Here is a 13,679-nt window from a genome sequence, read left to right on the forward strand (position 1 = left end):
ACTGCTTACGCGCCATACACGCGGTCGAGATCTGCGTCGGTGAAGTGGTAGTCGGTCGAGCAGAACTGGCAGGTCACCTCGACCCGGCCATCGTCGATCTTCAGCTCCTGCACCTCTTCGCGGGGCAGGCTGCGCAGCATGTTCTCCACCCGCTCGCGCGAGCAGCGGCAGCCGAAGCGCAGCGCATGGCCTTCATAGACCCGCACGCCGTCTTCGTGGAACAGGCGGTAGAGCAGGTCGGGGGCGGCGATCTCGGTCGACAGCAGCTCGTCGCCGGTGACGCTGGCCATCAGCACCATGGCGCGGCGCCAGTCGTCTTCCTTATCCGAGGCGACCAGCCCCTGCTCCTGCGGCAGGCGCTGGATCATGATGCCGCCGGTGCGCCACTGGCCGGGCGTGCCGTCCGGCTTCACCTCGCGGTCGACCGAAACGGTCAGGCCGGTGTCGATCTGCTCGGACTGGCGGAAGTAATGCTGGACGCAGTCGGTCAGCGTCTTGCCGTACAGCTCGACGATGCCCTGGTAGCGGTCGGTGTCCTGACCCTGGTCCACCGTGAAGGCGATGTAGCCCTTGCCGAGCAGCGCCGCGGCCGGGGCGATCTCGACGTCCCGCTCGGCCTTGGCCAGCGCTTCCGGATCGAACTGGGCATAGGCGCGCACGTCGCCGACCGAGGTGACGTCGGCCACCATCAGGCGGATCGGACCGTCGCCCTTGGTCTGCAGGGTGAAGATGCCCTCGTACTTCAGCATGCTGGCGAGCAGCACGGCCAACGTCGCCGTCTCCGCCAGAAAGCGGGCGACGGTGGGCGGATAGTCGTGGCGAGTCAGGATCTCGTCGATCGCCGGCCCCAGCTTGATGGTGCGGCCGCGCAGGCGCGACGCCTCGATCTGGAACGGCAGGACGAAATCATCGGTGAGCGGGCGGACGGACGGATCGTCCATAGGGCGGATTCCTTAAGACAGAGACCGGCGATATAGGCGTAGGGCCGAAGATCGGGGCGGGGAGGGGCCGAATCAAGGCCGGCAGGGCACCCATGCATGGGGTGGCCTGTGGGCGTGGGGAGGTCTGGCCCCCACCTAACCTCCCCCGCTCTCAGCGGACCTACGGTCCGCCTGCCGCGTCAGCACAAAGCATGGCTTTGTGCGAGAGCCGGGCGGGGGAGGGACTGCCGCTGTGCGCCGACAAAGGCCGAATCCCCTCCCCCGCCCAGCGGGGGAGGGTTAGGGTGGGGGCAGAACGCTCCCTCAGTCCAGCACGCCCATGCACCAGCCGAGGATGGCCTTCTGGGCGTGCAGGCGGTTTTCCGCCTCGTCCCAGACCACCGAATGGCGGCCGTCGATCACGCCATCGGTCACTTCCTCGTTCCGGTGGGCCGGCAGGCAGTGCATGAACAGCGCGTCCGGATGAGCGTGGGCCATCAGCGCCTCGTTCACCTGATAGGGGGCGAGGATCGCCGCGCGCTCGTCCACGTCGGTGTTGTGCATGGAGGCCCAGGCGTCGGTGATGACGCATTCGGCCCCGCGCACCGCCTCTTCCGGCGATTCGGTGACGACCAGACGGCCGGTGCCCTCGCGCTCCGCCCAGGCCAGCAGCTCCGGCGACGGGCCGTAGACGGTGGGGCAGGCCAGACGCATCTCGAAGCCGAAGCGCACGGCGGCATGGGCCCAGCTGACCGCGACGTTGTTGCAGTCGCCGATCCAGGCGACGGTCCGGCCGTTGATCGGACCGCGATGCTCCTCGAAGGTCATCAGGTCGGCCATGATCTGGCAGGGGTGGGTCTGGTCGGTCAGGCCGTTGATGATCGGAATGCTGGCATGGGCGGCCAGTTCATGCACCCGTTCCTCGCCGGTGGTGCGGACCATCACCGCGTCGACGAAGCGCGACAGCACGCGGGCGGTGTCGCCGATGGTCTCGCCGCGGCCCAGCTGCATGTCATCGGGCTTCAGCACCACGACGTTGCCGCCGAACTGCTGCATGCCGACCTCGAACGACACGCGGGTGCGGGTCGAGGGCTTCTCGAAGATCAGGGCCAGCGAGCGGCCGGCCAGCAGGGTGGAATGGGCCAGCCGGTCCTTCTTCAGGTCGGCCTTGATGCGGACGGCATGGTCGAGCAGGCGGCGCAGGGTGGCGCCGTCCATCCGGTCGATGTCGAGGAAGTGCCGAACGCCGTTGTTGGCGCTGTTGTTGTCGCCGCTCATCCCACGCACTCCTGCGCCGTCCGGTCGAGAATTCCGACGGCTTCATTCACTTCGGCTTCGCCGATGTTCAGGGGCGGCAGCAGCCGCACCACATTGTCGCCGGCCGGGACCGACAGCAGGCCGTTGGCGCGCAGCTTCGCCACCACATCGCCCACCGGCTGGCCAAGCTTCAGGCCCAGCATCAGGCCCTGGCCGCGCAGTTCCAGGAACATCGCCGGATGCTTGGCGATCAGCTCCTCCAGGCGGCCGCGCAGATAGGCCGAGGTCTTCCGGACGTCGTCCAGGAAGCCCGGCGCCAGCATGACGTCCAGCACGGCGTTGCCGACGGCGGTCGCCAGTGGGTTGCCGCCATAGGTGGAGCCGTGGGTGCCGGCGGTCATGCCCGACGCCGCACGCTCCGTCGCCAGGCAGGCGCCGAGCGGGAAACCGCCGCCGATGCCCTTGGCGACGCACATGACGTCCGGCGTGATGCCGGCCCATTCATGGGCGAACAGCTTGCCGGTGCGGCCCATGCCGCACTGGATCTCGTCCAGGAACAGCAGCAGGCCATGCTCGTCGCACAGAGCGCGCAGGCCGCGCAGGAACTCCACCGAACCGGCGCGGATGCCGCCTTCGCCCTGGATCGGCTCGACGCAGATGCCGCCGGTCTGGGGCGTGATGGCGGCGCGCACGGCGTCGAGGTCGCCGAACGGCACCTGGTCGAAGCCGTCCAGCAGCGGGTCGAAGCCATGCACCAGCTTCTCCTGCTTGGCGGCCGAGATGGCGGCCAGCGTGCGGCCGTGGAAAGCCTGCTCGAAGGTGATGATGCGGTTCTTCTGCGGGTTGCCGGAGTCATAGTGGTACTTGCGGACGGCCTTGGCGCCGCATTCCCACGCTTCCGCGCCGGAATTCGTGAAGAACACGGTGTCGGCGAAGGTGACCTCGGTCAGGCGCTTGCCAAGGCTCTCCTGCCCGGCGACCCGGAACAGGTTGGAGGTGTGCCACAGCTTGTTCGCCTGCTCGGTCAGCTTTTCCACCAGATAGGGATGCGCGTGACCCAGGGCGTTCACCGCGACGCCGGCGGCGAAGTCGAGGAATCGTCGCCCGTCGGTCGCGTAGAGATACGGACCTTGACCACGCTCGAACACGATGTCGGCGCGGGCGTATGTGGGCATAACGACGGGGATCACGGCTTTGGTCTCCCAAAAAGGAAAATCCGGCGGCCATGGCTGGCCGCCGGGAACGGCAAATATCCGAAGATCGATCGGTTCTGTCAACGGATAGGGCGGAAAAGACGCAGGACTTTCCGGTGTTTCACGCCTTCAGCTTGTAACCCGTCTTGAACATGCGCCAGGCCAGCCACCACAGCCCGGCATTCACCCCCAGCATCACGATCACGCCCAGCCAGCGCGACCCGTCCGACGTGCCGATGAAGCCATAGCGGAAGCCGTCGATCATGTAGAAGAACGGGTCGAAATGGGCGATCCACCAGAAGACCGGCGGCAGGGTGTCGACCGAATAGAAGGTGCCGGACAGGAAGGACAGCGGCGTCACCACGAAGTTGGTCACCGCCGCGATGTTGTCGAACTTCTCCGACCAGACGCCGCCGACCAGACCCAGCAGCGACAGCAGCATCGACGCCATCACCGCATGGAACAGCACGAAGCCCGGATGCGGCATCTGCATCGGGATCACCGCCCAGATGGCGAGGCCCGTCACCAGACCGACCACGATGCCGCGGGTGACGCCGCCCAGCACGAAGCCGCTGACCAGCTCCATCGGCGACAGCGGCGGCATCAGGATGTCGACGATATTGCCCTGGACCTTGGCGATCACGATGGAGGAGGAGGTGTTGGCGAAGGCGTTCTGCACCATCGCCATCATGATCAGGCCGGGCGCCAGGAATTGCAGGAAGGGCGTCTCTCCGACCATCCGCACGGCGGAACCGAGCGACAGGGCGAACACCGCGTAATAGAGCAGGGTCGTCACCACCGGCGCCCAGACGGTCTGCTGGTGCACCTTGACGAAGCGCCGTACCTCGCGTGCGTAGAGCGTCCACAGGCCGATCCAGTTGACGGAACCGACATTGCGCGGCATGGGAGGAAGGGGAAGGGTCATCGCGTCACGATCTGCCTTTTGGGTAGCGGCGCCGGCAAGGCCACGGACTGCCGAGAAAGCCCCGGACTGTACGTGCGGCCCACCCATCCGGCAACCGCCGCCGCCGAAGGGACTGCCATGAACACCGACGACAAGCGCCCGTCTTCGCCGGCCCGCAAGCCGCCCAAGCGCGTCACGCCGCAATATCTGGAGAACGCGGCGCTGCATTACCTGGAACGCTTCGCCAGCTCGACGGCCAACCTGCGCCGGGTGCTGATGCGCAAGGTCGACCTGTCGGCCAAGGCCCACGGCACCGACCGCGAGGAGGGCGCGCGCTGGGTCGACGAGTTGCTCGCCCGCTATGTCCGCAGCGGCCTGCTGAACGACGAGACCTATGCCCGCATGCGAACGGAGAGCCTGCACCGCCGCGGTGCCTCCACCCGGCTGATTGCCCAGAAGCTGGCCGGCAAGGGCATCGGCCGCGACGAGGCCGACAAGGCGCTGGACAGCCTGCGCGAGGATGTCGGGCCGGATTTGGATTTGACCGCGGCGCTGGCGTTGGCGAAGCGGCGGCGGCTGGGTCCCTACCGGCGGCCGGAGCAGCGCGAAGCGCACCGCGAGAAGGACATGGCGGCGCTGGGACGGGCGGGGTTCGGGTATGAGATCGCCCGGCGGGTGGTGGATGCGGAGGATCCGGAGGAGCTGTCGGGGGAGTGAGTTCTCGCCCGGTGCCCCCACCCTAACCCTCCCCCGCTGGGCGGGGGAGGGGACCAGTGCTTGATCGGAAAAGCGGCGGCAGTCCCTCCCCCGCCCAGCGGGGGAGGCTAGGTGGGGGCCAACTCGGCAGATCGCAACACCCCCCAAAAACGACGAAACGCGCGGCACCCTTTCGGATGTCGCGCGCCGCTCTCTTACCGGGAGTCGGAATCGTCCTGTACGCGTCCTAAATCTCGCTAGCGGAGCGGCAAGCGCCCCGCCTCAGCACACCAAACGCGCCCCAGAAGCCGGGAAGCGATCAGGCCGCGGCCTGCTGCTTCTCCTGGGCCTTGGAAATCCGGCGCTTGATGCGACGGGCATCCAGGCTCAGCACGGCGTCCTTCGCATCGAGCAGGAAGGCGTCGAGGCCGCCCTTGTGCTCGATCGAGCGGATCGCGTTCACCGAGAGGCGCAGACGCACCAGCTGCCCCAGGCTGTCGCTGAGCAGCGACGTTTCCTGGAGGTTCGGCTGGAAGCGGCGGCGATTCTTGTTGTTGGCGTGGCTGACGTTGTTGCCAAACTGCGTGCCCTTGCCGGTCACGGAGCACCGACGTGCCATCGGACTGATCCTTTACTTTAGCAAATGAAACCCGGTAACGGACGGCCTGCCGCCCGAAGGAGGCCGCTATATAGTCGAACAAAAGTGCCGTCGTCAAGCCGGGATCCGCGACGAACCCATCAAAACCTGAGTCGTCGCGGGAGTGTGGAGAGTCGAAGCGTGGCGGCCTCTTCGATCTGGCGAAGAGACGCGCCGCGTCCGGTCTTTCTCTAAATGCCTTGTCCTGACGGGTGTCAGTTCACGGCGGTGGAGGTCTTCGACGCCGGCTTGGCGGCGCGGCGCGGCGCCGGCTTGGCCGCGGCCTTCTCGGCCTTCACAGCCTCGACCAGCGTCTCGACGGAAACCTCGACCGGCTTGGCGGCGGTGGCGGCGACCGGAGCGGTCTCTGCGGCCTTCACCGGGGCGGGCTCCGGAGCAGCTTCCGGGGCCTCGACGACCGGGGCCGGAACGGGGGCCTCGATCTTGGCTTCGACCTTAGGGGCTTCGACCTTGGGGGCTTCGACCTTCGGCATCTCGACCACCGGGGCGGTGACCGTCACCGGGGCCGGCGTCGGAGCCTCGACCTCCGGGGCCGGAGCGGCAACCGGGGCCGCATCGACGGCCGGCGTCGGCAGGGTGGTGATCTCGGCGGCAATCTTGGTGGAGACGTCCAGGAAACCCTGCACGCTCTCGGTCACACGGGCCTGGGTGGTGGACAGCCAATCGCGCTGCAGCGCGGCCAGATCGGCCGGGGTGCGGGCCTTGCCCAGCCCGGCGGCCAGACGGCTGGCGTCGTTGACCGATGCGGTCACGCCGTCGAACCAGCGGCGGTAGCCGTCCTGGACCAGGGTGGCGACGCGCGCGGATTTGGCGGCAGTAGTCTGGGCGTTGGTCTTGAACAGGGTCAGGACGGCGGCGGGGGTCGGCTGAGCGGTCATGGCGTTGTCTCCCGTAGAAAAGGCACATTGGCGGAAACGGAAAGGCCGCTCCGGCGTAACCCCAGGAGACCGCGGGCACCCCGGCCCAAGCGACATGACGAATCGACAAGGTCGAATCGGCGCATGTCGCCCCTTTCCCGCCCGATGCAGAATAGCCCTACGGGTGGTGCGGCGCAACGAATTTGTTGCGGTGCAACATAAGCTGAACGGGTTATGCGCCGCCCGTCTGGTCGAGGAAACGCCCCAGGAGAGTGTGGGCCGCCGCCGCCGGGATGGTCGTGCCGGCGGTCACCTCCGCCTCGAGTCGCGCCAGATCGGCCCGCACGGCGGGGTGGGAGCGGAAGCGGTCGATCAGCGTCTCGCGGATCTCGCTCCACAGCCAGGCACGTGCCTGTTCGGCCCGGCGGGTGGCGCGGGCGCCGTTGGCTTCGGTCAGGGCCTTGTGCTCGCCGATGGTGTCCCACACGGTGTCGATTCCCACCTTCTTCACGGCGGAGCAGCTGAGCACCGGCACCCGCCAGTCGCCATGGCGCAGCAGGGCCAGCGCGTGGCGATAGTCGGCCACCGTGTGGCGGGCAGTGGCGGCGAGGTCGCCGTCGGCCTTGTTGACGACGACGAGGTCGGCCAGTTCGACGATGCCCTTCTTGATGCCCTGCAGCTCGTCGCCGCCGGCCGGCAGCAGCAGCAGCATGAACAGGTCCACCATGTCGGCGACCGCGGTCTCCGACTGGCCGACGCCGACCGTCTCCACCACGATCACGTCGAAGCCGGCGGCCTCGCAGATCAGCATCGCCTCGCGCGTGCGGCGCGCCACCCCGCCCAGCGTCGCACCCGCCGGGGAAGGGCGGATGAAGGCGTCGGCTTCGCGCGACAGGTCGACCATGCGGGTCTTGTCGCCCAGGATCGAGCCGCCGGTGCGCTGCGACGACGGATCGACTGCCAGCACCGCGACCTTGTGCCCCAACCCGATGACATGCAGCCCGAACGCCTCGATGAAGGTCGATTTGCCAACCCCCGGCACGCCAGAGATTCCGAGTCGCACCGAGTTGCCGGTGTAAGACAGCAGCGCCGCCAGCAGCGCGTCGGCGGTGGCGCGATGGTCGGCGCGCGTCGATTCGATCAGCGTGATCGCGCGGGCCAGCGCCCGCCGGTCGCCCGACCGGACGGCTTCGGCGAGGCGGGCGGCGTCTTGCGGGGCGGTGTCGGTCATGGCGGCGGCGTCGGTCAGTGCGAGGGGAGGGCTACCCTACCCGCGGAGAGGTCGCGGATAAAGCCCATGCCTCGTGTCCTGACGCCTCACGCCGACCACTCAGGTCCGCACCGCCGGCGACTCCACCGCCTCCAGGTTCAGCGCGGCGGCGAGCAGGGCGCGGGTGTAGTCCTCGCGCGGCTCCTCGAAGATGCGCTGGGTCGGCCCCTGTTCGACCACCTTGCCGTCCTTCATCACCATGACGTGGCTGGACAGCGCCCGCACCACCCGCAGATCGTGGCTGATGAACAGGTAGGCGAGGTTGTGGCGGGCCTGGATGTCGCGCAGCAGATCGACGATCTGCGCCTGCACCGACATGTCCAGCGCCGAGGTCGGCTCGTCCAGCACGACGAATTTCGGCTTCAGCACCAGGGCGCGGGCGATGGCGATGCGCTGGCGCTGGCCGCCGGAGAACTCGTGCGGGTAGCGGTTGCGGGCTTCCGGCGGCAGCCCGACCTCCTCCAGGGCGCGGGCAACCATCGCCTCGCGTTCGCTGCGATCGCCGATGCCGTGGATGCCCAGCCCCTCGCCGATGATCTGGCCGACCGACAGGCGGGGCGACAGGCTGCCATAGGGGTCCTGGAAAACGATCTGCATCTCGCGACGCAAGCCCCGCAGGCGCTTCGGCTGCCAGCCCTGGATGTCGGTGCCGTCGAAGCGGATGGCGCCCTGGCTGGCGTGCAGGCGGAGCAGAGCCAAGCCCAGCGTGGTCTTGCCCGATCCCGATTCGCCGACGACGCCGACGGTGTGGCCGCGGCGGACCGCCACGTCGACGCCGTCCACCGCCTTCACATGGCCGACGGTACGGCGCAGCAGCCCCTTCTTGATCGGGAAATGCACCTTCAGCTTGTCGGCGGCCATCACCTCCGCCGCATCCTCCGGCGGCGACAGCGGGTTGCCGCGCGGTTCGGCCGACAGCAGCTTCTGGGTGTAGGGATGGCGCGGGCGGATGAACAGGTCGTCGACCTTGGCCTGCTCGACGATCTCGCCCTGGTTCATCACGCAGACGCGGTCCGCCATCTTGCGCACCACACCCAGGTCGTGGGTGATCAGCAGCAGCGCCATGCCGAAGCGGCTCTGCAGATCCTTCAGCAGCGCCAGGATCTGCGCCTGGATGGTGACGTCGAGCGCCGTCGTGGGCTCGTCGGCGATCAGCAGGTCGGGTTCGTTGGCGAGCGCCATGGCGATCATCACGCGCTGGCGCTGGCCGCCCGACAGTTCGTGCGGGTAGGCGGTCAGCCGCTTTTCCGGGTCGGGCAGGCCGACGAGGCGCAGCAACTCCAGCGTGCGGGCTCGGGCGGCGCCGGTCGACAGGCGCTTGTGCAGGACCAGGGTCTCGTTGATCTGCCGCTCGATGCTGTGCAGCGGGTTCAGCGAGGTCATCGGTTCCTGGAAGATCATGGCGATGCGGTTGCCGCGCACCTGCCGCAGGGTCTTCTCCTCGGCGCCCAGCAGCTCGGTGTCGCGGAAGCGGATCGAGCCGGCGGGGTGGTGCGCCATCGGGTAGGGCAGCAGCTGCAGGATCGACAGGGCCGTCACCGACTTGCCGGAGCCCGACTCGCCGACGAGCGCCACCGTCTCGCCCTTCTGGATGTCGAAGGACACGCCCTTGACGGCCTGCGTCGCACCGCCGCCCGACCGGAAATCGACGCGCAGGCCCCGTACGGACAGAAGGTCGGGGTTGGGGGGCATGATGGTCATGTCGGGCTCTTAACGGTCGTCATCGTCACTCCGCCGCCTCCTTGCGCGCCGCGGTCGCCGCGGCGGCATCCCCCGGCAGCGCGGTGGACATCTGGGCGATGGTCTTGCGCGGATCGAAGGCGTCGCGCACCGCCTCGCCGATGAAGATCAGCAGGCTCAGCATGATGGCCAGCACGAAGAAGGCGGTCAGGCCGAGCCACGGCGCCTGCAGGTTCGCCTTGCCCTGGGCCAGCAGTTCGCCCAGCGACGGCGAGCCGGGCGGCAGGCCGAAGCCGAGGAAGTCCAGCGCCGTCAGCGTGGTGATGGAGCCGTTGAGGATGAAGGGCATGAAGGTCAGCGTCGCCACCATCGCGTTGGGCAACACATGGCGGACCATGATGGTCATGTCGCCGGCGCCCAGCGCCTTGGCTGCGCGCACGTAATCCAGGTTGCGCGCCCGCAGGAACTCCGCCCTCACCACATGGACGAGCGCCGTCCACGAGAACAGCAGCAGCAGGCCCAGCAGCCACCAGAAGGTCGGCGTCACCACGCTGGCCAGGATGATCAGCAGGAACAGGGTCGGCAACCCCTGCCAGATCTCGATGAAGCGCTGGAACAGCAGGTCGGTCAGTCCGCCGAAATACCCCTGGACCGCACCCGCCGCCACGCCGACGACGGAGGAGAAGGCAGTCAGCACCAGCCCGAACAGCACCGAGATGCGGAAGCCGTAGATCAGCCGCGCCACCACGTCGCGCCCCTGGTCGTCGGTGCCCAGCCAGTTGTCGGCGGACGGCGGGGCTGGGGCGGGGACCGGAAGGTTGTAGTTGATGGTGCGATAGCTGTAGGGGATCGGCGGCCAGACCATCCAGCCCTTGGCGTTGATCAGGTCGCGGACGAAGGGGTCGCGGTAGTCGGTCTCCGTCTCGAACTCGCCGCCGAAGGTGGTCTCGGGATAGGTCTGGAAGACCGGCCAGTAATACTGGTTCTCGTACTCGACCAGCAACGGCTTGTCGTTGGCGATGAACTCCGCCCCCAGCGAAAGGACGAACAGCACCAAGAAGATCCAGAAGGACCAGAAACCGCGGCGGTTCGCCTTGAAGTTGGCCAGCCGGCGCCGGGTCAGCGGAGTCATCACACCCTCCGCGATTCGAAGTCGATCCGGGGATCGACCATCACATAGGTGATGTCGCCGACCAGATTCATGATCAGCCCCAGCAGCGTGAAGAAATAGAGCGTGCCGAACATCACCGGATAGTCGCGGTTGATCGCCGCCTCGAAGCCCAAGAGCCCCAGCCCGTCCAGCGAGAAGATCACCTCGATCAGCATGGCGCCGGTGAACAGGATGCCGATGAAGGCGCCGGGGAAGCCGGCGATGACGATCAGCATGGCGTTGCGGAAGACATGGCCGTACAGCACGCGGTTTTCCGTCAGGCCCTTGGCCCGCGCGGTGGTGACGTACTGCTTGCCGATCTCCTCCATGAAGGAGTTCTTGGTCAGCATGGTCAGGCCGGCGAAGCCGCCGATCACCATGGAGATCACCGGCAGCGCCATGTGCCAGAAATAGTCGAGGATCTGCTTGTACCAGGGCAGGTCGCTCCAATTGTCGGACACCAGCCCGCGCAAGGGGAACCAGTCGAGGTAGCGCCCGCCGGCGAACACCACGATCAGCAGCACCGCGAACAGGAAGCTGGGGATGGCGTAGCCGACGATGACCACGCCGGAGGTCCAGACGTCGAAGGGCTGCCCGTCGCGCACCGCCTTGGCGATGCCCAGGGGTATGGAAACCAGATAGACGATCAGCGTCGTCCAGATGCCGAGCGAGATCGACACCGGCATCTTTTCCAGAACCAGATCGACCACCCGGCGGTCGCGGAAGTAGCTGGTCCCGAAATCGAACACGATGTAGTTCGACATCATGTGGATGAAGCGTTCGTGGATCGGCTTGTCGAAGCCGAATTCCTTCTCCAGCTGCTTGATGAAGGCGGGGTCCAGGCCCTGGGCACCGCGATACTTGCCGCCGCTGTCGCCGGCGGTCTGATTCTGGCGCTGGGCGGTGTTGGCGTCGCCGCCGGCGGTGCCGCCGATGCGGGACGTCGCCTCCACCGCGGTGCCCTGGACGCGGGCGATCATCTGCTCGATCGGGCCGCCGGGGGCGATCTGAACGATCAGGAAATTGATCACCATGATCCCGAACAGGGTGGGGATGATCAGCAACAGGCGGCGGATGATGTAGGCCAGCATCGCGGGTGTCCCGACCCTCCCCAATCCTCAAGGATAAGACAGCTTAAACCAGACCGTTGCGCAGGTCAGACAGTTTAGGGAGCCGTGCGGCGCGCGCTGTTGGCCAGCTTGGCGTTCTTTTCCGCATCGATCCACCAGCTGTCCGTGAAGCCCAGACCGTATTTCGGGGCAACCGCCGGATGGGAGAATCGGTTCCAATAGGCGACGCGGTAGACGGTGTCGTGCCAGTGCGGGATGACGTACCAGTTCCACAGCAGCACGCGGTCCAGCGCACGGGTGGCGGTGATCAGCGCCTCGCGGTCGGGGGCTGCGATCAGCGTTTCCACCAGCTTGTCGATGGCCGGGTTCCTGATGCCGATGGCGTTGCGGCTTCCCGGCTGGTCGGCGCGCGACGATTCCCAGTAGTCGCGCTGTTCGTTGCCGGGCGACAACGACTGCGCGAACCGCTCGATGATCATATCGTAATCGAAATTATCGGTGCGGTTCTGGTACTGCGCGCTGTCCACCACGCGGATCTGCGCCTCGATGCCGGCGCGCTCCAGATTGCGCACGAAGGGCTGGACGATGCGCTCCATGTCGGCCTGCACCAGCAGGATCTCGAAGCGGAAGGGCTGGCCCTGCGCGTTGACCAGCTTGCCGTTCTTCAACTCCCAGCCGGCGTCCTTCAGCAGGCCCAGCGCGGTGCGCAGGTTGCCGCGGATGTTGCCGCTGGCGTCGGTCTTCGGCGGCTCGTAGGGCTTGGTGAACACCTCGTCGGGGATCTGGCCGCGGAAGGGCTCCAGCAGCTTCAGCTCGGCGGGGGAAGGCAGGCCGGTGGAGGCGAGTTCGGTGTTGGCGAAATAGCTCCTGGTGCGCTGATAGAGGCCGTAGGACAGGTTGGCGCGCGTCCATTCATAATCGAACAGGTAATTCAGCGCCTCGCGCACGCGGCGGTCCTGGAAGATCGGGCGGCGGATGTTGAAGGCGAAGGCCTGCATGCCCTGCGGGTCCTCGTGCTTCAGCTCCTCCTTGACGATCTGGCCGTTCTGCACCGCCGGGACATTGTAGCCGGTGGTCCAGTTCTTCGACGAATTCTCCAGCCGGAAATCATAGGCGCCGGCCTTGAACGCCTCGAAGGCCACATCGAGGTCACGGTAATAGTCGTAGCGGATGCGGTCGAAATTGTAGCGGCCGCGGTTGATCGGCAGGTCCTTCGCCCACCAGTCCTTCACCCGCTCATAGGTGATGGCACGGCCGGCCTGCACGTCCGCCACCTTGTAGGGGCCGCTGCCGACCAGCGGCTCCAGCGTCGTGGTGGCGAAGTCGCGGTCGGCGAAGGCATGCTTGGGCAGAACCGGCAGCTGGCCCATGATGACCGGCAGCTCGGGGTTGTTGCCATCCCGGAACGAGAATTTGACCGTGCGTTCGCCGGTCTTCTCCGCCTTCGTCACGTCGGCGTAGTAGGTGCGGTAGACCGGATGGCCCTTTTCGCGCAGCGTGTCGAAGCTCCAGATCACGTCGTCGACGGTGACCGGCTTGCCGTCGTGGAAGCGGGCTTCGGGCCGCAGGGTGAATGCGACCCAACTGCGGTCGTCGGCGACCTGGATGGTCTCGGCCAGCAGGCCGTATTCGGTGATCGCCTCGTCGCCGTTGCTGGTCGTCAGCGTCTCGAACGGCAGCCCGGAGCCGGCGGCGGCCTGTCCACGCAGGATGAAGGGGTTCAGGTTGTCGAAGCCGCCGAAGGCCATCAGCTTGACCTCGCCGCCCTTCGGGGCGTCGGGATTGACGTAGTCGAGATGCTGGAAGTCCGGCCCGTATTTCGGCTTGCCGTGCAGGGCGAGGGCGTGGCTGCCCTTTTCCTGCGCCGCGACGGGTGTCGCCAGCAGCAGAAGCGCCGCCATTGCCGTCCCCGTCATCGCAGCCGTCACGCCGGTGCCCAGCCACCGCATCCGACAAGTCATGCCCGATCCCCTCCCTCGATTGTTGTCCAAAAAGCCGTTCGGACTGATGGAGTTAGCCCCGCA

At 67.3% G+C, this 13,679-nt stretch carries 12 protein-coding genes; 1 reads left to right on the forward strand and 11 read right to left on the reverse strand.

The window, feature by feature from the left end; all coding sequences use genetic code 11:
* Positions 1-5 precede the first annotated feature (5 nt).
* The 4 genes from F1643_RS05565 to F1643_RS05580 form a co-directional block, all read right to left on the reverse strand.
* Positions 6-941: an Hsp33 family molecular chaperone gene (locus tag F1643_RS05565; protein WP_194911604.1), complete on the reverse strand. Its 936-nt coding sequence runs from the start codon at positions 939-941 to the stop codon at positions 6-8.
* A gap of 303 nt (positions 942-1,244) precedes the next feature.
* The gene (argF, locus tag F1643_RS05570; RefSeq protein ID WP_194911605.1) at positions 1,245-2,198 is read right to left on the reverse strand and encodes an ornithine carbamoyltransferase; all 954 of its coding nucleotides are present in this window, start codon (positions 2,196-2,198) and stop codon (positions 1,245-1,247) included.
* Positions 2,195-3,352 carry an aspartate aminotransferase family protein gene (locus tag F1643_RS05575; protein ID WP_194911673.1) on the reverse strand — a complete coding sequence of 386 codons (1,158 nt, stop codon included), beginning with the start codon at positions 3,350-3,352 and terminating at the stop codon, positions 2,195-2,197. The genes argF and F1643_RS05575 overlap by 4 nt, the downstream gene beginning before the upstream one ends.
* Positions 3,353-3,491: 139 nt before the next feature.
* Complete coding sequence (locus tag F1643_RS05580; protein ID WP_194911607.1) at positions 3,492-4,295, reverse strand: ABC transporter permease; 804 nt, start codon at positions 4,293-4,295, stop codon at positions 3,492-3,494.
* A 117-nt stretch (positions 4,296-4,412) separates the two neighbouring features.
* Here F1643_RS05580 and F1643_RS05585 point away from each other — a divergent pair, with 117 nt between their 5' ends.
* Entirely contained in the window at positions 4,413-4,991 is a 579-nt protein-coding gene (locus F1643_RS05585; RefSeq protein ID WP_194911609.1) for a regulatory protein RecX, read from the forward strand.
* A 298-nt stretch (positions 4,992-5,289) separates the two neighbouring features.
* Here F1643_RS05585 and rpmB read toward each other — a convergent pair whose 3' ends face one another.
* The 7 genes from rpmB to F1643_RS05620 form a co-directional block, all read right to left on the reverse strand.
* Positions 5,290-5,589, reverse strand: coding sequence for a 50S ribosomal protein L28 (rpmB, locus tag F1643_RS05590; protein ID WP_012973047.1), 300 nt, complete (start codon positions 5,587-5,589; stop codon positions 5,290-5,292).
* A gap of 233 nt (positions 5,590-5,822) precedes the next feature.
* On the reverse strand, positions 5,823-6,506 hold the full coding sequence (locus F1643_RS05595) for a phasin family protein (RefSeq protein ID WP_194911610.1): 684 nt from the start codon (positions 6,504-6,506) through the stop codon (positions 5,823-5,825).
* A 211-nt stretch (positions 6,507-6,717) separates the two neighbouring features.
* Positions 6,718-7,716, reverse strand: a complete 999-nt coding sequence (gene meaB, locus F1643_RS05600) for a methylmalonyl Co-A mutase-associated GTPase MeaB (RefSeq protein ID WP_194911612.1) — start codon at positions 7,714-7,716, stop codon at positions 6,718-6,720.
* Between the two features lie 99 nt (positions 7,717-7,815).
* Positions 7,816-9,456, reverse strand: coding sequence for an ABC transporter ATP-binding protein (locus F1643_RS05605; RefSeq protein ID WP_194911614.1), 1,641 nt, complete (start codon positions 9,454-9,456; stop codon positions 7,816-7,818).
* A 25-nt stretch (positions 9,457-9,481) separates the two neighbouring features.
* Positions 9,482-10,567: an ABC transporter permease gene (locus F1643_RS05610; RefSeq protein WP_194911616.1), complete on the reverse strand. Its 1,086-nt coding sequence runs from the start codon at positions 10,565-10,567 to the stop codon at positions 9,482-9,484.
* Positions 10,567-11,676 carry a microcin C ABC transporter permease YejB gene (locus tag F1643_RS05615; RefSeq protein WP_194911618.1) on the reverse strand — a complete coding sequence of 370 codons (1,110 nt, stop codon included), beginning with the start codon at positions 11,674-11,676 and terminating at the stop codon, positions 10,567-10,569. Before F1643_RS05615 ends, F1643_RS05610 begins: the two co-directional genes overlap by 1 nt.
* Positions 11,677-11,750: 74 nt before the next feature.
* The gene (locus F1643_RS05620) at positions 11,751-13,616 is read right to left on the reverse strand and encodes an extracellular solute-binding protein (RefSeq protein WP_194911620.1); all 1,866 of its coding nucleotides are present in this window, start codon (positions 13,614-13,616) and stop codon (positions 11,751-11,753) included.
* Positions 13,617-13,679 lie beyond the last annotated feature (63 nt).

It is taken from the genome of Azospirillum sp. INR13, from assembly GCF_015390205.1.
Classification (GTDB): Bacteria; Pseudomonadota; Alphaproteobacteria; order Azospirillales; family Azospirillaceae; genus Azospirillum.

Excerpts from the sequence above, each read along its gene's own strand:
- F1643_RS05615 (WP_194911618.1), bottom strand. The coding sequence starts at position 11,676 with ATGCTGGCCTACATCATCCGCCGCCTGTTGCTGATCATCCCCACCCTG.
- F1643_RS05585 (WP_194911609.1), top strand. The coding sequence starts at position 4,413 with ATGAACACCGACGACAAGCGCCCGTCTTCGCCGGCCCGCAAGCCGCCC.
- argF (WP_194911605.1), bottom strand. The coding sequence starts at position 2,198 with ATGAGCGGCGACAACAACAGCGCCAACAACGGCGTTCGGCACTTCCTC.
- rpmB (WP_012973047.1), bottom strand. The coding sequence starts at position 5,589 with ATGGCACGTCGGTGCTCCGTGACCGGCAAGGGCACGCAGTTTGGCAAC.
- F1643_RS05595 (WP_194911610.1), bottom strand. The coding sequence starts at position 6,506 with ATGACCGCTCAGCCGACCCCCGCCGCCGTCCTGACCCTGTTCAAGACC.
- F1643_RS05605 (WP_194911614.1), bottom strand. The coding sequence starts at position 9,456 with ATGACCATCATGCCCCCCAACCCCGACCTTCTGTCCGTACGGGGCCTG.
- F1643_RS05620 (WP_194911620.1), bottom strand. The coding sequence starts at position 13,616 with ATGACTTGTCGGATGCGGTGGCTGGGCACCGGCGTGACGGCTGCGATG.
- F1643_RS05575 (WP_194911673.1), bottom strand. The coding sequence starts at position 3,352 with ATGCCCACATACGCCCGCGCCGACATCGTGTTCGAGCGTGGTCAAGGT.
- F1643_RS05565 (WP_194911604.1), bottom strand. The coding sequence starts at position 941 with ATGGACGATCCGTCCGTCCGCCCGCTCACCGATGATTTCGTCCTGCCG.
- F1643_RS05580 (WP_194911607.1), bottom strand. The coding sequence starts at position 4,295 with ATGACCCTTCCCCTTCCTCCCATGCCGCGCAATGTCGGTTCCGTCAAC.
- meaB (WP_194911612.1), bottom strand. The coding sequence starts at position 7,716 with ATGACCGACACCGCCCCGCAAGACGCCGCCCGCCTCGCCGAAGCCGTC.
- F1643_RS05610 (WP_194911616.1), bottom strand. The coding sequence starts at position 10,567 with ATGACTCCGCTGACCCGGCGCCGGCTGGCCAACTTCAAGGCGAACCGC.